We start from the raw sequence: 21,641 nt of genomic DNA on the forward strand, positions 1-21,641 counted from the left end.
TTCATGAACGATCGTATCGATTTCAAGGAATTGCACTGGCTGCTCACCGTGACGCAGAGCATCGACGTCGGCGTGGTGGTGCTGGATCAGGAATACCGGGTGCAGGTCTGGAACACCTTCATGGAGAACCGTTCCGGGATACTGTCCTACGAAGCGGCGACCCGTTCGTTCTTTTCGTTGTTCCCGGAGATCAACGAGCGCTGGCTGAAAAACAAGATCGACAGCGTGATTACCCTCGGCACCCCAGCGTTCACGATCTGGGAGCAGCGCCCTTTTCTGGTTCGCTTCAAGAGCTATCAGCCCATCACCGGGCAAGAAGACTTCATGTACCAGAACACCACGATGTTTCCGCTGCGGTCGACGACCGGCGTGGTCACCCATGTGTGTCTGGTGATTTACGACGTCACCGATGTGGCGACAAACCGTCTGCAGTTGCAGGCGGCCAACCGCGAGCTGCAGAAGCTATCGAGCACCGACCGCCTGACCAGCCTGTACAACCGCGGCCACTGGGAAGAAGCATTGCGTCTGGAGCATGCACGGCATGTGCGTTACGGCACCACGGCGGCACTGGTGATGTTCGACATCGACCACTTCAAACGCGTCAACGATACCTATGGGCATCAATGCGGCGACCGGGTGATTCAGCGGGTGGCGGACGTGGTGCGTGAGCACATCCGCGACGCTGACATCGCGGGTCGTTACGGCGGCGAAGAGTTCGCGGTGCTGCTGCCCGATACGGACAAGCAGGGCGGCGCCATGTTTGCCGAGCGTCTGCGCGCCGCCGTCGAGGCGCTGGACGTCATGCAGGAAGGCGAAGCCATTCATTGCACGATCAGCCTGGGCGTAGCGGACATGACCTCGCCGATGGACGACTACAAGATGCTCATCGAGCGCGCGGACCAGGCGCTGTACGAGTCCAAGAAGAACGGGCGCAATCGTGTGTCGGTGGATGCGTCAGATTGAAGCCCGGATAACGTCTGCGTCGCAGGCCGTCTTCACCCGCTAAGACAGCTCCGCGAAATCGCTGAGCACGTCATCCCGCAGCTCGATAAACCGCGCGTCGCTGCGATTGCGCGGGCGTGGCAGGTCCACGTCGACGATACGCCGGATGCGCCCCGGATGCGGTTGCATCACCACCACCCGATCACCGAGATAAACCGCTTCATCCACATCATGGGTGACGTGGACCATGGTGATCTTTTCCTGCTGCCAGATGTGCTGCAACTCACGCTGCAATCGCGTACGGGTCAGCGCATCCAGCGCGCCGAAGGGTTCGTCGAGCAGCAGCACGCTGGGCCGATTGACCAGTCCCCGGGCGATCGCCACCCGTTGCGCCATCCCGCCGGAAATCTGGTGCGGGTACGACCCGGTGAAATCCTGCAGACCCACCAGCTGAATATGTTCGCGCACGGTCTCATTTTTCTGCGCCGCACTCAGCGGCGCGTTTTTAAGGCCGACCGCGACGTTCTGCTCAACTGTGAGCCACGGAAAAAGCCGGTGATCCTGAAACACGATGCCGCGCTCCAGGCCCGTGCCCCTGATCGGCTTGTCGTCCAGCAGGATGCGGCCGTCAAATTCTTCGTCCAGGCCGAGGATCAGCCTGAGCAGGGTTGATTTGCCACAACCACTGGCGCCGACGATGGTGATGAACTCCCCCGGCGCGATGTCCAGCTGGACGTTATCCAGTACCTGCAGTTGGGTGTCGGCTCCTGTGCTGGCGAAGCGCTTGCTGATGTTTTCCAGACGCAGGCCATTGCCCTGCGATGGGGAGATGGCCGGGGCGACGGGCTGCGCGGTAAGCGGTTGAGTGGCGGACATGGGCTTTCCTTCAGAAATTCGGTTTAGCGAAGCGAGAGAGTCGATTGAGGCTGAAGACGATGGCTTCAGCGCGGGGCGATGCCGTACAGCCGTTGCAGGCGCCGTTCAAGAAGGCGCGCCAGGACGTTAAGTCCCCAACCGACCAGCCCGATGACGATCATGCCGAACAGCACGAGGTCCATCATGAAGTGCTCGCTGCCATCGATCAGTGTGTTGCCGATGCCGCTGCCTGACACCAGCAGGTATTCCGCGCCGATGGTCGCCAGCCACGAATAGACCAGCGCCAGGTAGATGCCGGTGAAGATCGAAGGCAGTGCTGCCGGCAGCATGACGCCGATGATGGTCTGCCAGCGGGTGAAGCCGTAGACCTTCGCGACTTCCAGCAGCGCGGGGGAGACGCTGCGCAAGCCGTCGCACGTATTGACCACCACCGGCACCAGTGCGGCGAGTGAAAGAAACACCACTTTGGCGACGTCGCCCAGCCCGAACCACACTGAGATCAGCGGGATCCAGGCGAACAACGAGATCTGTTTGAAGGTGTTGAAACTCGGGCCCACCAGGCGCTCAAACAGCCGTGAAAACCCCAGCAGACAACCGAGCACCAGGCCCAATGTGGTGCCGATGAAGAAGCCGCTCACGTCGCGCGCAAGACTGGCGGAAATCGCGCGCCAGAACTGCGCGGAGGTCACTTGCTCCCAGGCGGTGACCGCGACCTTTTGCGGCGAGACCAACAGGCCGGAGCTGCTCCAGCCCTGACTCGACGCCAGCCACCACACGGCGACCGCCACGATCGGCACGACCCACCCTCGATAGCGGTGGGTCTGGCCGGCTTGCGGGATAGTCAGTGTGTTCATGCGAGTCTCCCGGTCTTGCTCGGGCGGCCTCGGTTGAGGCGCCGCTCGACGAACTCGAACCCGCGATCAATCAGCAGACCAATCGTGCCGACCACCACCACGGCGGCCATGACCAGATCCAGCTGGAACAACTGCCGACCGTAGGCAATCAGGTAGCCCAGCCCTTCGCTGGACGCCAACAGCTCAACCACCACCAGCGACAGCCAGGCCTTGGTGAAGCCCAGGCGCAGGCCGGTGAAGATCGGCGCAACGGCGGAGGGCAGGACGATATCGGTGACGATCTGGCGTTGGCTGAACCCGTACGCGCGGCCCACCTCCAGCAAGCGCTTGGGCACTTCATGGAAGGCTTGCAGCGTACATAGCGTCACCGGGACCAGGGCGGCGTGGGCAATCAGCACGTATTTCAGTGGCTCGCCGATGCCGAACAACAAGAGCGCAAACGGCATCCAGCCCAGTACCGGAATCTGCACCAGCGCGTTGAAGGTCGGCAGCAGGTAATCCTCCACGGTTTTCGACAAACCCATCGCCAGTCCCAGGGTGATGCCCAGCGCCGAGCCAATCAGAAAGCCCACCAGCACGCGCTGCAGACTGGCGGAAGCGTTCAGCCACAAGTCGCCGCTGCTGACCAGATCGCCCAGCGTCTGGTAAACGAACGCGGGCGGCGGCAGTACTTGCTCCGACAACCAGCCGCGTTCAGTGCCGAGGTACCACAGCCCCAGCAGCGCGACGGGCAGCAGCCAGGCCAGCGCGACATTTGCGGCGCGGGTTCGCCAGGCCGTGGTGGTTTTGACAACCGGGACGCGGCGAGGGGCACGCGACGGTGAACGGGGCAGGCGCTTGACCGGCGCCAGGGTTTTCGCCGGGAAGTGCTGCCGATCAAGCGCTTCAGCGGTGGCTCGGGCCATGGCGTCAGCCTCCGTTGTTGACGGGTTTGTCCGAAGACGCCGTCGCTGTGTTCGCGGCTTTGCCGTCTGCGCCGTAGGCGGTCCAGTAGTGCTCGAGGCCTTTGGCTTTCAGCGCGTTGTCCAGATAGCGGGTGTCGAACCAGCCGTCGACGCTCACTGGCCGACGGATCATTTTCTCGTCCTTGGCCTGATCGGCGACGGCTTGATAACGGTCGCGCAGGAATTCATCCACCAGCGGTGACGCGCTGTCGCGCAAATCCAGTCGATCGAAGTCAGCTTGGAGCGAGGCCAGCGGTTCATTGGTCTTCGCCCACTCGTTGAGCACGGCGTCACGGTTGCCGGCTTCGGACTCCCATCGCGCGGCATCGACCAGCACGTTGACGACTTTCTGCACGTTGTCGGCGTGCTGTTTTTCGTAATCGCCACGAACCACCAGGGCGCACTGGCGCGTGTAGCGCACGTTGTTGTCAGGGTTGTCGAAGATGATGTCGACCAGCCCCTGATCGCGCAGCTTGAACAGCTCGCGACCGCCGAATGCGGCATCGACGCCTTTGGACGCCAGCGCGGCCTGGCTGCTGCCGCTGTCCAGATTGATCACTTTCAGGTCGCGCTCGGTCATGCCGTGATCGGCAAGCAATTTGATCGAAACCAGATGGCCGTTGGTACCACGGAACACAGCGACCTTCTTGCCCTTGAGGTCTTCGACGGTCTTGATGTCGGAGCCTTTCGGTACGGCCAGATACACATTCGAGCGCACGCCGATGGCCGCAAGCAATTTGGTGTCCAGGCCATTGGAACGGCCGACTACTGCGGGCAAGTCGCCTTCGTAAGCGAAGTCCAGTTGCTGATTGGACAGCGCCTCGTTGACGGCCGGCCCGGCGCCCTTGAAGAAGAACCACTGCACTTCGGTGTCGGTGCCGGCGAAGGCTTTTTCGAGGAGCTGCTGGTTGCGCACGATGCCTAACGGCGAGCCGCTGAACGTGACCGGATCACCGCCACCGGCGCTGGCCACGCCAATACGCAGAACGTCGGCCTCGGCCAAGGGCATCATCAGCAGCGCCGCCAGTGCGGTAGCTACGCTTGTTTTGCTGAATAGAGATGTTCGCTTGGCGTTTGCCATGACGGTTCTTCCTTGGAAAGTAGGTGACGTGCAATCAGGCAGCCAGGTGTTTCTTGTCGGCTTCTGTTTTGGGCGAGAGGGTTTCGGGTGTGGGTTTGATGGCCTGACTGGCGCGTCCGTCGACGCCGACCGGAATGTCGCCCGCCACAGTGGTACGACGCACCACGCGCTCGGCCTGGCCGTAGTCGTTCACGGCAATGTGTTGGGTGGCGCGGTTGTCCCAGATCACCACGTCGCCTTCGTTCCAGCGCCAGCGCACGGTGTTGTCCAGATGGGTGATGCGATCGTGGAACAGGCGAATCAGCTGTTTCGAGTCGTTGCTGCTGACGCCCTGAATCTGTTTGACGAAGTGGCCGAGCAGCAGGCTGCGCTCGCCGGTTTCGGGGTGCACGCGCACCAGTGGGTGTTCGGTTTCATAGACTTCGGCGGTGAACTGTTCGCGGTAGCGTTTCACGCCCGCTTCGCCGGTGTCTCGGGGCGCCGCATAGTCATAGACATTGGTGTGCAGTGCGCGCAGGCCGTCGGCCAGGGTTTTCAGGCTGTCGGGAAGGTCAGCGTAGGCGGCTGCCGTGTTGGCCCATACCGTGTCGCCGCCGTAGGGCGGGATGACCACCCCGCGCAGGATCGAGATTTTCGGGTAGTTGGCGACGAAGGTGACGTCGGTGTGCCAGGAGTTGGCGCGGGTTTCCTTCGCGTCCAGATGCAGGATGGCACTGCTTTTTTCAGCGGAACGTACGGTGGGGTGAGGGACCTGATCGCCGAAACGGCGGGAGAAGCCTTCGTGCTGCTCGTCGTTGAGAAACTGCTCACGGAAGAACAGCACCTTGTGCGTGAGCAGCGCCTGATTGATGAAATCAAAATCCTGCGCGGAGACATCGGCGGAGAGTTTGATGCCGCTCACCTCGGCACCGATTTTCCCCGCAACGGGTTTGATCTGAATCGCCATGTCCGTAACCTCGATCTGAGCTGTTGTGGCTCAGATCATAAGGATATAAATCGGCGGTCCGCTAATCACAATTTGGCATAAATATAGAAGGAGAGTTTATGCGTGAGGTTAATGTCATGGGCTGAAGGTCATAAGCCCAAGAGATTCCTGCGCCATTGGATCACCTCACATCTGCGGTGCATCCTCCTGCAGACCCTGCCCCTTCCAGGTGCCGAGGGATCTTCGCAGCCGGCTGGCCAGCGAGCTGCTGCCGTGGACGTTGTGATAGTGAAACACCGCCGTGGCGCGCAGGGCGTCTTCGGCCACGGGCATGTTGGTGTGCAGCGAGCGATAGCCCCAGAACAGGTACAGGTGGCCGGGTTGCATGGCGATGCGGGTGAACGCCTTTTCATCCCTGGCGACTTTGCTCCTGAGACGGCGCTGCACCCAGCGGTTGTCCACTCGCACCTTGTCCAGCAGGTTGGCGAAGTAGGTGCGGCGGATCGGCCGACGGTTCGGCAGCATCAGCAGGTCGCCGCGTTCTCCGCTGGTGGGCATGCAGACCGGCATGATGGTGGTCAGCACAAACGAGTCGTAGTGGAAGATCAGCGATTCGCGACGACCGCCGCTACCGGTCAGGCAACGTAATGTCTGGGTCAAGCCATTTTCGCTGGAGCGATCACCGGTGACGCCCGCCACAATGCGCCGACATAAATCGATGAAATCCCGAGATGTACCCCATTCATGAAGCGGCGTCCCTTGCACTGCCTGTCGGCCCGAGAGTGCCACGTAATCGTTGCCGCAGTCGGCAACCGTGCGGGCGACCAGCGCTTGCAGTGCTTTGAGTTGGGAAGGGCTGGCCCAGCCGGGCAAGACAGCGTATCCGTCGCTGTCGATGGCCTTGATCAAGCTCTGGACCTGAGCTTCCGAAAAAGTGGTGTAGGGCATCTGGCGGCAACCTCATGACGTAGACCGAGGAACGGAGAAGCCCATCGGACCTACTGCTTGAGATGTACCGTTTCAGCCGGGCGAGGCCGAAGCCTAGCAGCTAGCACAGGTTTATCCATGTGCACGGAAAGAATATTTCAAAATGTTTATTTTCGCGGGAAAAGCTCACTTTTTCGTCCATTTATGAAACAGATCGACGCAAGAGGCCACGAGCAGAGGGGGTGCTGAGTGTAACGTTGTTGTGTCGCGAGATATGTCAGGGCCACTTTGCGATCTTTAAGCCACGTGGCGGGCCATCTGGATGGCAGTGCGTTTTACCCGCTCGACGATGTCCAGACCGGTTGAGCGGCAGAGCGGGGCCGAGTGTGTGGTTCAGCCCTTGAACAGGGGTTCTTCGAGGCCCTGGACGCCAGGGTGCAACGCGAACACGCCGCCGGCCAGCGGCTGGTCGCTGATGTCGCCGCCGGGGCGTATCGAGGTGACGTAAAGGGTGTCCAGACCCGATCCGCCGAAGGCGCACATGGCGGGCTTTTTCACGGGCACCTTGAGCGAGCGATCCAGCTTGCCCTCGGGGGTGAAACGATGGATCACGCCTTCATCGTTGCCGCAGATCCAGTAGCAGCCGTCGGCATCGACTGCTGCGCCATCGGGGCGACCGGCGTGGTGATTCATGTCGACGAACAGTCGGCGGTTGCGAGGCGTGCCGGTGTCGATGTCATAATCGAAGGCCCAGATTTTCTGCACGGAAGGGTGGGAATCGGAGAGGTACATGATGCGGCCGTCCGGGCTGAACCCCAGGCCATTGGGCACGATCATGTCGGTAAGCTGCGCAGTCAGCGGCTCCGCCTGGCCGGCGCTGTAGCGATACAGCGAACCCACCGGCGACGCTTTTGCCATGTCCATGAACATGGTGCCGGCCCAGAAACGGCCCTGCCGATCGCAGCGACCGTCGTTGAAGCGCATGTTGTCGCTGGCGTGTTTGACGCCGCTGAGCAGTTGCGTGGTGACGGTACCATCGTCCTGAGGATGAAGGCGGAACAGGCCGCTTTCCATGCCGGCCAGCCAGCTGCCGTCTTCGTAGCGAGCAATGCAGGCGAGCATTTCCGGTGCTTCCCAGTGCGTGGTGCGACCGTCTTGCGGGCTCCAGCGATGGAGGCGACGGGCCGGAATGTCGACCCAGTAGAGTGCCTGTTCCTGAGCGTTCCAGACCGGCGATTCACCCGTGGCGTTGCGTGCATCGAGAATCAGCTCTGCGTCCATGATGATCATTCCCGGATTTTTACTATGGAAGGCCGACCTCGCAGTCGGCCTGGTCGTCGTCGATCCTTACTCGTCGCCAAACGGCCCGGACTCCACGAACGCGCCGCCCTGATAAACCATGGTGGGGTCGTCGGACGCCGGCATCGGCTGCGCTTCGACCTTGGCGCGAAAGGGCTCTGAACTGTCTTTCGGCTGATAGCCCAGGTGATTGGCCAGGCGGTTATCCCACCAGACCTTGCTGTTGTCCGACGCGCCGTAAACGATCGTGTGGCCGACGTTCGGGGTGAACAGGCCGCGCTCGATCAGCTGGGTCAGGTCGTCGTAGCTCAACCAGCTGGAAAGCATGCGGCGGTTCTGCGCTTCGGGGAATGAGGAGCCGATGCGGATGCTGACGGTCTCGATGCCGTAGCGATCGAAATAGAAGCTGGCCATGTCTTCACCGTAGGATTTCGACAGGCCGTAGTAGCTGTCCGGGCGACGCACAGCGCTGGCGTCGATGACTTCATCCTGACGGTAGAAACCGATGACGTGGTTGGAGCTGGCGAAGATCACTCGCTTCACGCCATGCCGGCGCGCGGCTTCGTAGATGTGGAAGATGCCACAGATGTTCGGGCCGAGGATTTCTTCGAAGGACCGCTCGACCGAGACGCCGCCAAAGTGAACGATGGCGTCAACGCCTTCGACCAACTGGTGAACCGCCTTTTTGTCGGCCAGGTCGCAGATCTGGATTTCTTCGTGGGGGCCGGCGGCCGGTGCCATGTCGGCGATATCGGACAGGCGCAGGATCTTGGCAAACGGACGCAGGCTTTCGCGCAGGACTTTACCGAGGCCGCCAGCGGCGCCCGTCAGCAAAATGCGATTGAGCGGGGCCTGGGCGTTGAATTCAGTCATCGTGGGAAGCCCTGATTCTAATGTTGTTTTTATGGTGTCATCGGTTGTCGTATGACGTTTGCAGGATTATCGACAGGGCCCGCAAATTTTGTCAACGCGACGAAGGTTTCAATCCCATGGGGTCGTCCTCGCCGGGCCAGTCCCGGGCACTCCCCCAACGGTACTCGTCACGGGCTTACCAACGATCGCTGGCGGATATTGCGGACCCCTTGTTTCTCTGCTAATTTCGAAAATGTTAACGATGACATTTCCGCTTAAACAATAAAAACAACGGGATTTTTCGCTATGACAACTCGCCTCAAGAAGGGCTTTTCCGCCGCTCTCTGTTCCCTCGCCTTGGCTGTCGCCTGCGGCACCGCCATCAACGTTCAAGCCGCCGACGCCGCCAAGACCGGTCCGCTGAAAATCGGCGCTTCGTTTCAAGAGATCAACAACCCCTATTTCGTGACCATGAAGGACGCCCTTCAGGACGCCACTGCCAGCATCGGTGCAACGCTGCTGGTCACTGACGCGCGCCATGACGTGTCCAAGCAGATCAGCGACATCGAAGACATGCTGCAGAAGGGCATCGATATCCTGATCATCAACCCGACGGATTCGGTTGGCGTTCAGTCCGCGGTCAAACAGGCCCACGACAAAGGCGTGGTCGTGGTTGCCGTCGACGCTCAAGCCAATGGCCCGCTGGACTCGTTCGTCGGCTCGAAGAACTTCGACGCTGGCGTGCAGGCTTGCGATTACCTGGCCAAGAACATCGGCGAGAAGGGCGACGTCGGAATTCTCGACGGCATCGCGGTGGTGCCGATTCTTGAGCGCGTGCGCGGCTGCAAGGAAGCCCTGGGCAAGTACAAAGACATCAAGATCGTCAGCATTCAGAACGGCAAGCAAGAGCGTGATCAAGCGCTGACCGTCACTGAAAACATGCTGCAGGCGCAGCCCAATCTCAAAGGCCTGTTCAGCGTCAACGACAACGGGTCCCTTGGCGCCCTGGCGGCCATCGAATCCAGTGGCATGGACGTCAAGCTGACCAGCGTCGATGGCGCGCCCGAAGCCATCAAGGAAATCCAGAAGCCCAACAGCAAGTTCATCGCCACTTCCGCTCAGTACCCTCGCGACCAGGTACGTCTGGCCCTCGGTCTGGCGCTCGCCAAGAAGTGGGGCTCACAAGTCCCGGCGACCATTCCGGTCGACATCCTGCTGGTGGATCAGGCCAAGGCCAAGACTTTCACCTGGTAAGGGGGGTGGCGCCGCTCGCCTGAGTTTTGTTTGCCCAGGCGGGCGCCACGGATTGATGTGAGTTGCGCAGCGATGTTCTGCTGCGACGAGGTGCCCATGAGCTGCCTTCTGCAATTGGAAAACATCTGTAAAAGCTACCCCGGCGTGCAGGCGCTCAAGTCGATCAACCTGCAGGTCGAGCGCGGCGAAATTCACGCGCTGCTCGGCGAAAACGGTGCGGGCAAATCGACCCTGATGAAGATCCTCGCAGGCGTCGAGCATCAGGACAAAGGCAGCATTCTCATTGACGGCGCGGAGCAGCATTTCGCGACCTACAACGAGGCCATTGCCGCCGGCATCGGCATTGTCTTTCAGGAGTTCAGCCTGATCCCCTATCTCAATGCCGTGGAGAATATTTTCCTCGGTCACGAGATCGTCAACGGTTTCGGCTTGCTGCGAAAAGGCGAGATGCGCGAGAAAGCCATCGCGCTGTTCGACCGCCTCGGCGTGAAGATCAATCTGGATTGTTCGGTGCAGCACTTGAGCGTCGCCGAGCAGCAGTTTGTCGAGATCGCCAAGGCGCTGGCCCTTGAAGCGCGCTTGCTGATTCTCGACGAGCCCACCGCCACCCTGACGCCGTCCGAGGCCGAGCTGTTGTTCGACATCATGCGCGAACTGAAAAGCCAGGGCGTGGCGGTGATCTTCATCTCTCACCATCTGGAAGAGATTTTTCAGGTCTGCGACCGCATCAGCGTGCTGCGCGATGGCGCCAATGTCGGCGCCCTGACCGTCGCCAACAGCGACATCGACACGCTGGTGGAGATGATGGTGGGGCGGCGTCTGGAAGCGAGCTTTCCGCCCAAGCAGTCCCGCGCTCAAGGCGAAGTGGTGCTGCAAGTGCGTGATATCCAGCTCACCCGCAACGGCCCGCACAACAGTTTCAATCTGCACAAGGGCGAGATTCTCGGTTTTGCCGGGCTGGTGGGGTCCGGGCGCACGGAGCTGGCGCTGGGCGTGATAGGCGCGTTGCCGGTGGTCAGCAAGGATGTGCTGCTGCGGGGTCAGCCGGCGCACCTTAATGATCCGGCGCAAGCGCTGGCCAGTGGCATCGGCCTGTTGCCGGAGAGCCGCAAGAGCGAAGGGCTGATCGTGGATTTCAGCATTCGCGAGAACATCTCCCTGAACAACCTGGGCAAGTACGAAGGCGCGGCGCACCTGCTTGATCGGCACAAGGAGGACACCACCACCGCTCAGTTGATGAAGCAGCTGTCGATCAAGGCGCCGAGCTGTGAAAGCCGGGTCATCAATCTCAGCGGCGGCAATCAGCAGAAGGTCGTAATCGCGCGCTGGATCAATCACCACTGCGACATCCTGATCTTCGACGAGCCGACCCGAGGCATCGACGTCGGCGCGAAGGCGGAGATCTACACCCTGATGCGCACACTCACCGAACAAGGCTTCGCGATCATCATGATCTCTTCGGAACTGCCGGAAATCATCGGTATGTGCGACCGCGTGGCCGTTTTCAACAAGGGCGCTATCGTCAACGTGCTTGAGGCTTCGGCCATCAATCCGCAGGAAGTGATGCGCCACGCCACCGGGAGTCTGAACAGTGAGCACCTCCATTAAAACCATGACCGCGCAGCCCAACCGGATGCAGCTTAACTTCGCTCGATTGATCCGTTCGCCAGCGTTTTACCCCTTCGTCGGTCTGGTGGTGGTGACGGTCTTCATGATCTTCGCCAGCGACAAGTTTCTCACCGGCGCGAACCTGGAAAACATCGCCCGCCAGGTGTCGATCAACGCAATCATCGCGGTCGGCATGACCTGCGTGATCCTCACCGGCGGCATCGATTTGTCGGTGGGTCCGGTGATGGCCTTGTCCGGCACGCTGACCACCGGACTGATGGTCGCGGGCGTGCCGGCGCCGATTGCGATCCTCATCGGGTTGTTGATTGGCGTGGGCTTCGGGGTGGGCAACGGCATCTTCGTCGCGTACCTGAAAATGCCGCCGATCATCGTCACTCTGGCGACCATGGGCATCGCGCGCGGGCTGGGCCTGATGTACACCGACGGCTACCCGATTGCGGGCATGCCGGACTGGTTCGCCTGGTTCGGACGCGGCACGCTGTTCGGCATTCAGGTGCCGATTCTGATCATGCTGGCGACATACTTTTTCGCCTGGGTGCTGCTGCAACACACCCGTGTCGGTCGCTACGTTTATGCCATCGGCGGTAATGAAGAAGCCGTGCGTCTGTCCGGCGTGCGCGCCTCGCGGTTCAAGCTGCTGGTGTATTCGATCAGCGGGCTGACGGCGGCGATTGCCGGGCTGGTGTTGTCGTCGCGGCTGATGAGCGGGCAACCGAACGCTGGCGTCGGTTTCGAGCTGGACGCCATCGCGGCCGTAGTCCTGGGCGGCGCGTCGATTGCCGGCGGGCGCGGCGTGATCATCGGCACGCTGGTGGGCGCGATGCTGTTGGGCGTGCTGAACAACGGCCTGAACATGCTGGGCGTCTCGCCTTATGTGCAGAGCGTGATCAAGGGCGGAATCATTTTGCTGGCGATCTTCATCAGTCGGCAGCGGCATAAATAATTTTGGTGGTGACTGATTTGGCCTCATCGCGAGCAAGCTCACTCCTACAGGGCGACGCGGTCATTGTAGGAGTGAGCTTGCTCGCGATAGGGCCGGCCCAGTCACTGATGAATTTGAAACGATATCGGCTATCTCAGCCGTCATCCAAACATCAAAACAGGTAACCCGACATGGAACAAAACACAAAAACCACCATGCAAGCCGTCGTCTGCCATGCTCCGAAAGACTACCGTCTGGAGCAGATCAGCAAGCCCGTTGCGCGGGCCAATGAACTGGTGATTCGCATCGGTGCCTGCGGGATCTGCGCCAGTGACTGCAAATGCCATTCGGGTGCTGCGATGTTCTGGGGCGGCGAGAGCCCGTGGGTCAAGGCCCCCGTCGTGCCGGGCCACGAGTTCTTCGGCTACGTCGATTCGGTGGGCGAGGGCGCTGAAGAGCACTTCGGCGTAAAGGTGGGTGACAAGGTCATCGCCGAGCAGATCGTCCCTTGCGAGAAGTGCAAGTTCTGCAAGTCCGGCAAGTACTGGATGTGCGAAGTGCACAACATCTTCGGCTTCCAGAAAGACGTCGCCGAGGGCGGCATGGCGCATTACATGCGCATCCCGAAGACCGCGATAGTGCATCACATCCCCGAGTCGGTTTCGCTGGAGGATTCGGCGTTGATCGAGCCGATGGCCTGCTCGATTCACACCGTTAACCGTGGTGATGTTCAGCTCGACGACGTGCTGGTGATCGCCGGCGCCGGCACGCTGGGCCTGTGCATGGTGCAAGTGGCTGCGCTGAAAACGCCGAAGAAACTGGTGGTCATCGACATGGTCGACGAGCGCCTGGAACTGGCGAAAAAATTCGGCGCCGACGTGGTGATCAATCCGAGCCGCGACAACGCGAAAGAGATCATCAACGGCCTCACCGACGGCTACGGCTGCGACGTTTACATCGAGACAACGGGCGTGCCGATCGGCGTTACCCAAGGCCTTGATCTGATCCGCAAGCTGGGCCGCTTCGTGGAGTTCAGCGTGTTCGGCGCCGAGACCAGCGCTGACTGGTCGATCATCGGCGATCGCAAGGAACTCGACGTGCGCGGCGCTCACCTGGGCCCGTATTGCTACCCGATTGCCATCGACCTGTTCGAGCGCGGGCTGGTGACATCAAAAGGCATCGTCACCCACGACTTCGGTCTGGACGACTACGCCGAAGCGTTTGCCCTGGCGGACTCGACCAAGTCGATCAAGGTGCTGCTCAAACCCGTCAACTGACACAACTCTTTCTGTAGGAGCAATCGCAGGTCGCGATGCGGTTTTATCTGACAAATCGCTTTCGCGACCGTCGTAACCTCCGATTGCTCCTACAGGGAACCGTGGCACGCCTCAAGTAAACCAATAACAAGAGAGCGCACCCAGATGGATTACGTCATCGGTGTCGACATCGGCACCCAAAGCACCAAGGCATTGCTGGTCGATGGCCAAGGCCGGATCGTCGCGCAGCACAGCCACGCTTATAAGGTCGACACACCCAAACCGCGCTGGGCCGAGCAATGGCCGCAGGTCTGGCTCGACGCCGTGGAAATCTGCGTCGCCGCCTGCATGCGCAAAAGCGCGTTGCCGATGGACAGCGTCAAAGCCCTCTGTGTCAGCAGCCTGTACGGCGGCTCCGGTATTGCGGTCGATGCACAGATCAAACCCTTGTACCCGTGCCTGATCTGGATGGACCGCCGCGCCGAGGCACAGGTCGAGTGGGTCAATCAGCACGTCGATCTCGAGCGGCTGTATGCGATCACCGGCAATTCGGTGGACAGCTATTACGGCTTCACCAAAATGCTCTGGCTCAAGGACAAACAGCCGCAGGTCTGGGCCGACACCCGTTACCTGCTGCCGCCCAACAGCTACATCAATTACTGCCTGACCGGCGAGGTCGCGGTGGACCACAGCTCTGCCGGCAACATCGGTGGTGTTTACGACGTAAAGGCCCGGGGCTGGTCGGCAGAGATGCTCGACGCGCTGGGTATTCCGGCGTCGATGATGCCCGAGCGGCTGGTTCACTCCGGTGATGTCGTCGGCGGCCTGTTGCCCGAATGGGCCGACCGCCTTGGGCTTGCTCCTGGCATTCCGCTGCTCGGTGGTGGCGTCGATGCCGCCATGGCGACCTTCGCCGCGGGCGTTACTCAGGCCGGCAATCACGTGGCGATGATCGGCACCAGCATGTGCTGGGGCTACCTCAATCAGCAGGTCGATGCCCGCCACGGTCTGGTCAGTTTTCCCCACGTCTTCAACGGCGCCAAGGACCTCTACATCTTCGGCGGCGCGATCACCGCCGGCGCCTCGGTCAGCTGGTTTCGCGAGCAGTTCTGTCAGGCTGAAGAGCAGCAAGGCAGGGAAAGCGGCGAAGACAGCCACGTCATTCTCGAACGTGCGGCGACGAAGATCCCGGCCGGCAGCGACGGCGTACTGTTCCAGCCGTACCTGATGGGCGAGCGCAGTCCGGTGTGGGACGCTAAAGCCAGCGGCAGTTTTGTCGGCCTGAGCCTCTATCACAGCCGAATCCACCTTTACCGCGCGGTGCTTGAAGGCGTGACCTTCGCCCTTCGGCACAACATCGAAGCGGGCACCCGGGGCGCGCAGTCTCTGGACCCTCGGCTGATCGTCGTCGGCGGTGCCAGCCACTCGGACCTGTGGATGCAAATCGTCGCCGACGTGACCAACTTTCCGGTCTACACCATCGTTCAGGAGGTCGAGGCGGCGCTCGGTGCAGCCTTGCTGGCGGCCCACGCGGTCGGGTTGGTGGATGAGGCGCAGGTCCACAAAGGCTGGGTTCAACTCGAGCGACGGGCCGAGCCTCAAGCCGAGAACGTCGCGCTGTACTCGCGACTGTTCGCCGATTACGTGGCGCTGTACCCGGCGCTGAAACCGATCATGCATCGCTTGCAGGGAGCGTGACTGTGAACACGGCTCAATTTGATTTCAGCGGCCAGCGCATTCTGGTCACCGGCGCCAGCAGCGGCATCGGCTGGGAGGTCGCGCAGCAGTTGCTGGCCAGCGGCGCCGAGGTCTATGCCCTGGGCCGCGATGCAGCGGCTCTGGAAAAACTGGCAGGACAAGGCTGTCAGGTCTTGCGCGTAGACGTGGCCGATCAGCCGTCATTGGCCGCAGTGCTGGCGGACTTGCCAGTGATGCACGGCCTGGTCAACTGCGCGGGGATTTCCGTACTGGAATCCGCGACCGAGGTCAGCGCTGCGGCATTCGATCAGGTCATGGCGGTCAACGTGCGGGCGGCGGCGATGATCGCGGGAGCAGTGGCGAAGAAAATGATCGCCGAAGGCGTGGCCGGGAGCATCGTCAACGTGTCCAGCCAGGCTTCGTTGGTGGCGCTGGACGACCACTTGAGCTACTGCGCGTCAAAGGGCGCGATGGACGCCATGACCCGTGTGCAGTGTGGCGAATGGGGCCGCTACGGGATTCGCGTCAACAGCGTCAACCCCACCGTGACGCTGACGCCCATGGCGCAGATGGCGTGGGGCGAGCCAAGCAAACGCGACCCGGCGCTGGCGGCGATCCCCCTCGGCCGCTTCGCCGAAACCGCAGAAGTCGCAGCGCCGATCCTGTTCCTGCTGAGCAGCGCGGCGTCGATGGTCACTGGCGTGTCGCTGCCGATTGATGGGGGTTACACGAGCCGTTGAAGGCTTGGATTCAGCACCTGTGTGGATATTAAATGCGTGTTTATTGTGGGAGCGAGCTTGCTCGCGAAGGCTGACTTCCAGCCGCTAGAGATGCAATGGCTGGACTGACGCTTTCGCGAGCAAGCTCACTCCCACATGGACCGTGTTTGCTGCGCGACATCGCGACGCATTTGCGGCGGGACGGCTCCCACATGAGCACCGTTCGCTTCGCGATAGCGCGGTGTCAGGACGACTGCCCCCGGCCAACGCCATTCTCCAGCTCCCCGACAATCACCACCTGCGCCTTCGGCAAATGCCGATCCTCGATTCGCTCCATCAGCATTTTCACCGCACTGCTTCCGGCCAGCGAGGCATCGTGGGCGATGCAGGCGATGGGGATGCCGAAGATGTCGGCGAAGGGCAGCCGGTCGATACCGCAGATGGCCACGCTGTGGTGGGCGATATCGCGGTCGCGCAGGGCTTTCATGGCGCCCAGCGTTATGAGCTGATTGAAGCCGAAAATGGCGTCTGGTACTGGATGGTCGCGCAGGTAATCCAGCGTGCTTTGGTGCGACGGTTCCAGCGTGTAATCCCCGGCAAACACATCCAGCTTCACCGGCTTGCCGCTCTCGGCAATCGCCGCCTTCACGCCCTTTAGGCGTTCCTCGGAGATCCGCGAATGCGCAGGGCCGGTCAGCACCAGCATGCGACGCATCGCCGGGCTCTGCGCCAGCAGGTAACGCGCGCCTTTCAGACCGCTGTGATAGTTGTCGAGCACCACATGGCTGAACGGGCTGGAAGGCAGCGCGCGGTCCAGCTGCACCACCGGGATGTCACCATTGCTCAGCCGGCTCAGATAGACCGGTTGGTACGCCGGCTCGTCTGACACCGGCGACAGCACTATGCCCGCCACGCGATAACTGAGTAGCGTATCCACCGCTTTGGCTTCGAGTTCTTCGGAGCCGTCAGTGTCCACCAGCATGATGGTGTAGCCACGGGTCTTCGCCTCGCGGGAGATCGCCTTGATCATCTCGCTGTAGAACGGGTTGTCCACCGACGCGGTAATGACCCCGATGATCATGCTCTCGCTGCGCTTGAGGCTGCGGGCAAAGGCGTTGGGGACGTAATCGAGTTCTTGCGCCACTTCCAGGATGCGCGCCAGGGTGGCGGGCTTGACCAGATCGGGTTTGTTCAGCGCCCGGGAAACAGTGACAGGCGTCATGTTCACACGGCGTGCGATGTCGGAAATGGTGACGGGGGTTTTCTTGCTCATGGGCGATTGGCTGCCTGAAATCCGGGACAACCTGCGGGGCAGTCGCATCCCTCCAAAGAGTGCCAAGGCTAGCACGATGGAGGGCGCGAAAGGGATGCCGATGTCGGCGCGCGTCGGCGAACCGACAGCTAAATTATCGGGCGCTGGCTGAGTGCCTGAAGACCCTCCGTCGATGCGCCGACGCCAGGGTCAGACGCTGGTTTCCATTGCCTCGGCGACAGCGCGACGTCTGGTTTTGACGGGCACGGAAATCTGCAGTTCGGTGAGCTCATCAAAGCGCGAAAGATCGCGTCGCAGCTCCAGAAAGTAGTCCAGCGCGCCGCCCAGGCAAATGCTGTAGGCCAGCAACTCGACGCCTTCTTCGACGGTGGTTTTCGCCAGCCGCGCGTAGCCGCCCTGAAGGATGCCGTGCCACAGCGAGCCCATGCCGAAGAGTCGCGAGAAGATCAGCACCAGCAGGCCGGCCATGATGAAGCCGAACGCCGGACGCAGGGAAAAACGGGCGAGCCCCGAGACGACGTCGCGCCACGCGTTCCTGTAACCCAAGACCTTGTAGACGCAAGTGCCAGCGGTGAGCAGCGCGGGCCACAGCCAGAAGCTGTGACTGATGGGGTCAAACAACCCGTCCAGCTCACGAATCAGCATGCAGGCGAAAAAGCCGCCAATCAGGATGCCAACGCCACGTTGCCCAGGTTGACGCGCCGAAAGCCAGAACAGACCGGCGATGATTGCCAGCATCACTTCCTGACTGACCTCGGTGAACGAGGTTTCGAGAATGTCCGTTTTAGCGATAAAGATGTCGATGAACACCATGCCGATACTGAAGAGCGTAAGCGCCAGCATGACGCCGAATCGCGTTAATGCTGATTTAACAAGTTGTAGATCGTTATTCACAAGTTTTTCACTGTTGAGCGAGTATTAAGGGCGGGACTCTAAAGAACTTTCCCGGGTTAGCCAAACAGCGGACGAGTTCATTCTTTTAGTTCTTCTTCTACTCAGTAAAAGTCTTTTGTGATAATCGGTATTGCAGTTTTCCAAATCTGCGATTTCGTCTTGGTTATCTTGTCAGTATGGCTCAATCGGGCCTCTGATCCGCGCTGATAGGCGTGACGCATGCAAAGTCAAAGTGTTTAACGTGATGATGAATATGTTCACGCATACTTCAAAATTGCCTCAGCATGAACCTCGGTAACGCTCTCAGGTCTACCTTGCCTGGTCTGTATCAGCGACACTCCTGTCTTGTTTATACCGGTGCCCGGAGCGCTCATGTCCTTGCCTGCTTCCTCTTCTTCTACGCGCGACTTCATCTTTGCCGCCTGCGCGTTACTCATCGCCATGGTCGGCACCACGCTGCCCACGCCGCTCTATGCCCTCTATCAACAACGGCTCGGCTTTGACGCGAGCTGGCTAACGATCATCTTCTCGATCTACGCGGCGGGCGTCATCGCAGCATTGCTGGCGGTCGGCAGTTGGTCCGATCAGTTGGGGCGCAAGCCATTGTTGCTGGCAGGGCTGGCGATGGGGGCGATTAGCGCGGTGATCTTTTTGTTCAGCGATTCGATTGGCGGTTTGCTGATCGGACGGCTTTTTTCCGGTTTCAGCGCGGGCATCATGACCGGCACGGCAACTGTCGCCGTCATTGAACTGGCCCCCAAAACCTGGAAGAACGCCACGCTGGTGGCCACGGCCGCCAATATGTTCGGCCTTGGCATCGGGCCTTTGCTGGCCGGCTTTACTTCACAATTTCTGCCGGATGCGTTGCATCTGGTGTTTTACGTGCACTTGGTAATGCTCGTGCTGGCGACGGTCGGTATCGCGCTGATTCGGGAGACCGTGCAGCGTCCGGCCATTCTGAAACTGGGTATTCAGAAGCCATCGGTTCCAGCCTCAGTGCGCAGCGTGTTTATCTCCGCGTCCATCGCCGGGTTGGCGGGTTTTAGCGTGGCAGGTCTGTTCACCAGCATGGTGCCGTCGGTGATGATTCACGTCATGCACGAGCAAGGCGGGCTGTTGATTGGCGCTGTAATCGGGTTGTTTTTTGTGGCGTCGATCATTGGCCAGGCGTTGCTGCAGGTGCTGCCAAAGGACCGGCACATGACCCTCGGTTGCGTCGGGCTGATTGTCGGCATGATCTGTCTGGGGCTTAGCATCGCCACGTCGCAGCTGGGTCTGTTGATCGCGGCGGGTCTGGTGGCAGGCATCGGCCAGGGCATGATCCTGCGCGCCGGCATGGGCGCGGTGACCGCCAGCAGCCCGCCTGATCAGAAGGCAGCGGTGACGTCCGCGTTCTTCGTGGTGCTTTACGTGTCGATTTCCGTGCCGGTGGTGGCGGTGGGTTTCAGCGTGCGGGTGTTTGGTCTGGAGCATGTGGGCGAGTTCTTCGCCGGACTGGTGGCCGTGGTTGCGTTGCTGGCGATGATCAGCATGAAGCGCGTGCAATCGAAACAGGCTGCCCTGTCGGCATCCGGGAGCTGAACAATGAGCGTAAAGGTCGGCTTGATCTCGGACACCCACGGCCTGTTGCGCCCTCAGGCACTGGAGGCGTTGCAGGGCTGCGATTACCTGATCCACGGCGGCGACATCGGCAAGCCGGACATTCTCGAAGCGTTGAAGGCCATCGCGCCACTGACGGTGGTGCGAGGCAACAACGACACCGATGACGCCTGGGCGTGCGACGTGCCTTATGAAGCAGTTTTGCGTGTCGGTGATGTAGCGATTTACACCACCCACATACTGGCCGATGTGCCGAAATCATTGCCGGATGAGGTGCGCGTCGTGGTTACCGGCCACTCCCACCGGCCCTTGCAGCAGATGCGCGATGGCGTGCTGTTCATCAACCCGGGCAGCGCCGGACCACGACGGTTCAAACTGCCGATCACGGTTGGCGTGCTGCACATTGAGGGTGATGACGTGCGCGGTGAGTTGATCGAGCTGGTGCTCACATAAGCCCATCCAGTGCGCTTACGACGCAGTCCAGTGTGAGAGTGAGGTTGCTTACGAGGACGATCTTCCCTCCACCAAATATCTAGCGGATGTAATGGCCTCTTCGCGAGCAAGCTAGCTACCACAAGTGATCTGGCAGCTGATAGGGCTTCGGCGAACACGGTCACTGTGGGAGTGAGCTTGCTCACGAAGACCTTCTTCCAATCGCCAAGTTATTTAGCGGATGTACGGGCCTCTTCGCGAGCAAGGTGGAGCGCCACCCCGGTCGCTCCCACAGGTCATCCGCCAACTGAAGGGTCTGCGGCATCCTCGTTACTTCGCGATCGGGTCCAGCCCGCTGGCTTTGATGGCCGGGGCGGCTGCCGAAGAACTCAGAAACTCCAGAAACTGTTTGGCCTGCTCAGGGTGTTTGCTCATGGTCACGACGCCGGCGGAGTAGAGGGTCATCTGCTGCGCCTGGTCGGGGATCAGGCCGATGATGTCGATGCCGTCCACCGGCTTGAGCTCGCTCAGCTGTTGAAACCCAATTTCAGCGTCTCCCCGGGCAACGACTTCACCGACGGGCTCGGCGGGAATCATGCGGCTTTTGCTCTGAATGCGATCGGCGATGTGCATCTGGCTAAACAACACGCGGGACAGGTAAACGCCGCTGGCGCTGTCCGAATAGGCAATGCTTTTTGTGTCCAGCAGGGTCTGCTTGAAGGCTTCCATGGTGCTGATGTCAGGGTGTGGCGCGCCATGACGTACGGCCATGGCGATGTAGGATTTACCCAGATCGACACGGGTTTTCGGATCGACCTTGCCGTCCTTGATCAACTTGTCCAGCGCCGCACCCACCATCAGCACCACGTCTGCCGGCTCGTGGCGGGCCAGTCGGTTTGGAATCGCCTGGGGCGTCGCGCCCATCGATGGGGCTACCTCGCCTTGCAGCTTTACGCCGGCGCGCTGTTCGTAATCGGGGGCAACAGCCTTGAACGCACCCATGATCCCACCGGAACTCAGGACGATCAGTTGAACGGGGGCAGGTGCCGTGGCGGCGTGGGAAAAAGCGACTGGAACGAGGGAGAGGGCGGCACTGAGGAGGTAAGGCAACATTCTTTTCATGGAGATAAACCCGGCGTTGGAGATGAATATGACGAAATAAAACAGCGCGGGCAGTATGTGGCAATTGTGAGATCAGTAAATCCCTTTCTTGCCGATACGCCTGCGCGTTTCGTCTTCAACCCCTTGCAGTGCCTGCGCCGGGC

The 21,641-nt window shown here is 60.8% G+C and carries 20 protein-coding genes; 9 read left to right on the forward strand and 11 right to left on the reverse strand.

The features are described 5' to 3' along the window. Positions 1–3 precede the first annotated feature (3 nt). Complete coding sequence (locus tag AC07RO_RS20705) at positions 4–963, forward strand: sensor domain-containing diguanylate cyclase (protein WP_282366940.1); 960 nt, start codon at positions 4–6, stop codon at positions 961–963. Between the two features lie 39 nt (positions 964–1,002). Here AC07RO_RS20705 and AC07RO_RS20710 read toward each other — a convergent pair whose 3' ends face one another. From AC07RO_RS20710 to AC07RO_RS20745, 8 genes are all read right to left on the reverse strand, one after another. After that, positions 1,003–1,818 (reverse strand): ABC transporter ATP-binding protein, encoded by an 816-nt coding sequence (locus tag AC07RO_RS20710; RefSeq protein ID WP_495009241.1) that lies wholly within the window; start codon positions 1,816–1,818, stop codon positions 1,003–1,005. 65 nt (positions 1,819–1,883) lie between these two features. Next, positions 1,884–2,672, reverse strand: a complete 789-nt coding sequence (locus AC07RO_RS20715; protein WP_495086943.1) for an ABC transporter permease — start codon at positions 2,670–2,672, stop codon at positions 1,884–1,886. After that, on the reverse strand, positions 2,669–3,577 hold the full coding sequence (locus tag AC07RO_RS20720; protein WP_495086944.1) for an ABC transporter permease: 909 nt from the start codon (positions 3,575–3,577) through the stop codon (positions 2,669–2,671). Before AC07RO_RS20720 ends, AC07RO_RS20715 begins: the two co-directional genes overlap by 4 nt. Positions 3,578–3,581: 4 nt before the next feature. After that, complete coding sequence (locus tag AC07RO_RS20725) at positions 3,582–4,697, reverse strand: ABC transporter substrate-binding protein (protein WP_495086945.1); 1,116 nt, start codon at positions 4,695–4,697, stop codon at positions 3,582–3,584. Between the two features lie 34 nt (positions 4,698–4,731). Beyond that, positions 4,732–5,643, reverse strand: a complete 912-nt coding sequence (locus tag AC07RO_RS20730; RefSeq protein WP_282366930.1) for a TauD/TfdA dioxygenase family protein — start codon at positions 5,641–5,643, stop codon at positions 4,732–4,734. A gap of 165 nt (positions 5,644–5,808) precedes the next feature. Beyond that, positions 5,809–6,570 carry a hypothetical protein gene (locus AC07RO_RS20735; RefSeq protein ID WP_495086946.1) on the reverse strand — a complete coding sequence of 254 codons (762 nt, stop codon included), beginning with the start codon at positions 6,568–6,570 and terminating at the stop codon, positions 5,809–5,811. 372 nt (positions 6,571–6,942) lie between these two features. Then, on the reverse strand, positions 6,943–7,830 hold the full coding sequence (locus tag AC07RO_RS20740; RefSeq protein ID WP_495086947.1) for an SMP-30/gluconolactonase/LRE family protein: 888 nt from the start codon (positions 7,828–7,830) through the stop codon (positions 6,943–6,945). A 66-nt stretch (positions 7,831–7,896) separates the two neighbouring features. Next, complete coding sequence (locus tag AC07RO_RS20745) at positions 7,897–8,721, reverse strand: NAD-dependent epimerase/dehydratase family protein (protein ID WP_495086948.1); 825 nt, start codon at positions 8,719–8,721, stop codon at positions 7,897–7,899. Between the two features lie 285 nt (positions 8,722–9,006). Between AC07RO_RS20745 and AC07RO_RS20750 the strand changes: the two genes are divergently transcribed. From AC07RO_RS20750 to AC07RO_RS20775, 6 genes are all read left to right on the forward strand, one after another. Continuing rightward, a complete protein-coding gene (locus tag AC07RO_RS20750) occupies positions 9,007–9,954 on the forward strand; it encodes a substrate-binding domain-containing protein (RefSeq protein WP_495086949.1) in 948 nt (315 codons plus the stop codon). 96 nt (positions 9,955–10,050) lie between these two features. Further along, the gene (locus AC07RO_RS20755) at positions 10,051–11,562 is read left to right on the forward strand and encodes a sugar ABC transporter ATP-binding protein (protein ID WP_192173293.1); all 1,512 of its coding nucleotides are present in this window, start codon (positions 10,051–10,053) and stop codon (positions 11,560–11,562) included. Between the two features lie 4 nt (positions 11,563–11,566). After that, positions 11,567–12,526 (forward strand): ABC transporter permease, encoded by a 960-nt coding sequence (locus tag AC07RO_RS20760; protein WP_346629532.1) that lies wholly within the window; start codon positions 11,567–11,569, stop codon positions 12,524–12,526. Positions 12,527–12,696: 170 nt separating this feature from the next. Beyond that, a complete protein-coding gene (locus AC07RO_RS20765) occupies positions 12,697–13,782 on the forward strand; it encodes an alcohol dehydrogenase catalytic domain-containing protein (protein ID WP_495086950.1) in 1,086 nt (361 codons plus the stop codon). Between the two features lie 144 nt (positions 13,783–13,926). Further along, a complete protein-coding gene (locus tag AC07RO_RS20770) occupies positions 13,927–15,459 on the forward strand; it encodes an FGGY-family carbohydrate kinase (protein WP_495086951.1) in 1,533 nt (510 codons plus the stop codon). Between the two features lie 2 nt (positions 15,460–15,461). Next, on the forward strand, positions 15,462–16,199 hold the full coding sequence (locus AC07RO_RS20775) for an SDR family oxidoreductase (protein ID WP_495086952.1): 738 nt from the start codon (positions 15,462–15,464) through the stop codon (positions 16,197–16,199). A 223-nt stretch (positions 16,200–16,422) separates the two neighbouring features. Here the strand turns inward: AC07RO_RS20775 and AC07RO_RS20780 are convergent, their stop codons facing one another. Both AC07RO_RS20780 and AC07RO_RS20785 read right to left on the reverse strand, forming a co-directional pair. Continuing rightward, positions 16,423–17,451 (reverse strand): LacI family DNA-binding transcriptional regulator, encoded by a 1,029-nt coding sequence (locus AC07RO_RS20780; protein WP_346627909.1) that lies wholly within the window; start codon positions 17,449–17,451, stop codon positions 16,423–16,425. A gap of 189 nt (positions 17,452–17,640) precedes the next feature. Beyond that, the gene (locus AC07RO_RS20785; protein ID WP_495086953.1) at positions 17,641–18,294 is read right to left on the reverse strand and encodes a hypothetical protein; all 654 of its coding nucleotides are present in this window, start codon (positions 18,292–18,294) and stop codon (positions 17,641–17,643) included. Between the two features lie 423 nt (positions 18,295–18,717). On the opposite strand from AC07RO_RS20785, the gene AC07RO_RS20790 reads away from it, so the two are divergent. Both AC07RO_RS20790 and AC07RO_RS20795 read left to right on the forward strand, forming a co-directional pair. Next, on the forward strand, positions 18,718–19,926 hold the full coding sequence (locus AC07RO_RS20790; RefSeq protein ID WP_192173287.1) for an MFS transporter: 1,209 nt from the start codon (positions 18,718–18,720) through the stop codon (positions 19,924–19,926). A 3-nt stretch (positions 19,927–19,929) separates the two neighbouring features. Then, on the forward strand, positions 19,930–20,397 hold the full coding sequence (locus tag AC07RO_RS20795) for a metallophosphoesterase family protein (RefSeq protein WP_495086954.1): 468 nt from the start codon (positions 19,930–19,932) through the stop codon (positions 20,395–20,397). A 309-nt stretch (positions 20,398–20,706) separates the two neighbouring features. Here the strand turns inward: AC07RO_RS20795 and AC07RO_RS20800 are convergent, their stop codons facing one another. Then, complete coding sequence (locus AC07RO_RS20800; RefSeq protein ID WP_192173285.1) at positions 20,707–21,498, reverse strand: substrate-binding domain-containing protein; 792 nt, start codon at positions 21,496–21,498, stop codon at positions 20,707–20,709. Positions 21,499–21,641 lie beyond the last annotated feature (143 nt).

The organism is Pseudomonas sp. GW821-FHT07F05, assembly GCF_059418765.1.

Bases quoted from the DNA above. Each gene is read 5' to 3' on its own strand.
- AC07RO_RS20735 (WP_495086946.1), bottom strand. From the start codon at position 6,570: ATGCCCTACACCACTTTTTCGGAAGCTCAGGTCCAGAGCTTGATCAAG.
- AC07RO_RS20760 (WP_346629532.1), top strand. From the start codon at position 11,567: ATGACCGCGCAGCCCAACCGGATGCAGCTTAACTTCGCTCGATTGATC.
- AC07RO_RS20750 (WP_495086949.1), top strand. From the start codon at position 9,007: ATGACAACTCGCCTCAAGAAGGGCTTTTCCGCCGCTCTCTGTTCCCTC.
- AC07RO_RS20740 (WP_495086947.1), bottom strand. From the start codon at position 7,830: ATGGACGCAGAGCTGATTCTCGATGCACGCAACGCCACGGGTGAATCG.
- AC07RO_RS20730 (WP_282366930.1), bottom strand. From the start codon at position 5,643: ATGGCGATTCAGATCAAACCCGTTGCGGGGAAAATCGGTGCCGAGGTG.
- AC07RO_RS20715 (WP_495086943.1), bottom strand. From the start codon at position 2,672: ATGAACACACTGACTATCCCGCAAGCCGGCCAGACCCACCGCTATCGA.
- AC07RO_RS20765 (WP_495086950.1), top strand. From the start codon at position 12,697: ATGGAACAAAACACAAAAACCACCATGCAAGCCGTCGTCTGCCATGCT.
- AC07RO_RS20745 (WP_495086948.1), bottom strand. From the start codon at position 8,721: ATGACTGAATTCAACGCCCAGGCCCCGCTCAATCGCATTTTGCTGACG.
- AC07RO_RS20725 (WP_495086945.1), bottom strand. From the start codon at position 4,697: ATGGCAAACGCCAAGCGAACATCTCTATTCAGCAAAACAAGCGTAGCT.
- AC07RO_RS20800 (WP_192173285.1), bottom strand. From the start codon at position 21,498: ATGAAAAGAATGTTGCCTTACCTCCTCAGTGCCGCCCTCTCCCTCGTT.
- AC07RO_RS20780 (WP_346627909.1), bottom strand. From the start codon at position 17,451: ATGAGCAAGAAAACCCCCGTCACCATTTCCGACATCGCACGCCGTGTG.
- AC07RO_RS20790 (WP_192173287.1), top strand. From the start codon at position 18,718: ATGTCCTTGCCTGCTTCCTCTTCTTCTACGCGCGACTTCATCTTTGCC.
- AC07RO_RS20705 (WP_282366940.1), top strand. From the start codon at position 4: ATGAACGATCGTATCGATTTCAAGGAATTGCACTGGCTGCTCACCGTG.
- AC07RO_RS20710 (WP_495009241.1), bottom strand. From the start codon at position 1,818: ATGTCCGCCACTCAACCGCTTACCGCGCAGCCCGTCGCCCCGGCCATC.
- AC07RO_RS20755 (WP_192173293.1), top strand. From the start codon at position 10,051: ATGAGCTGCCTTCTGCAATTGGAAAACATCTGTAAAAGCTACCCCGGC.
- AC07RO_RS20770 (WP_495086951.1), top strand. From the start codon at position 13,927: ATGGATTACGTCATCGGTGTCGACATCGGCACCCAAAGCACCAAGGCA.
- AC07RO_RS20785 (WP_495086953.1), bottom strand. From the start codon at position 18,294: ATGCTGGCGCTTACGCTCTTCAGTATCGGCATGGTGTTCATCGACATC.
- AC07RO_RS20795 (WP_495086954.1), top strand. From the start codon at position 19,930: ATGAGCGTAAAGGTCGGCTTGATCTCGGACACCCACGGCCTGTTGCGC.
- AC07RO_RS20720 (WP_495086944.1), bottom strand. From the start codon at position 3,577: ATGGCCCGAGCCACCGCTGAAGCGCTTGATCGGCAGCACTTCCCGGCG.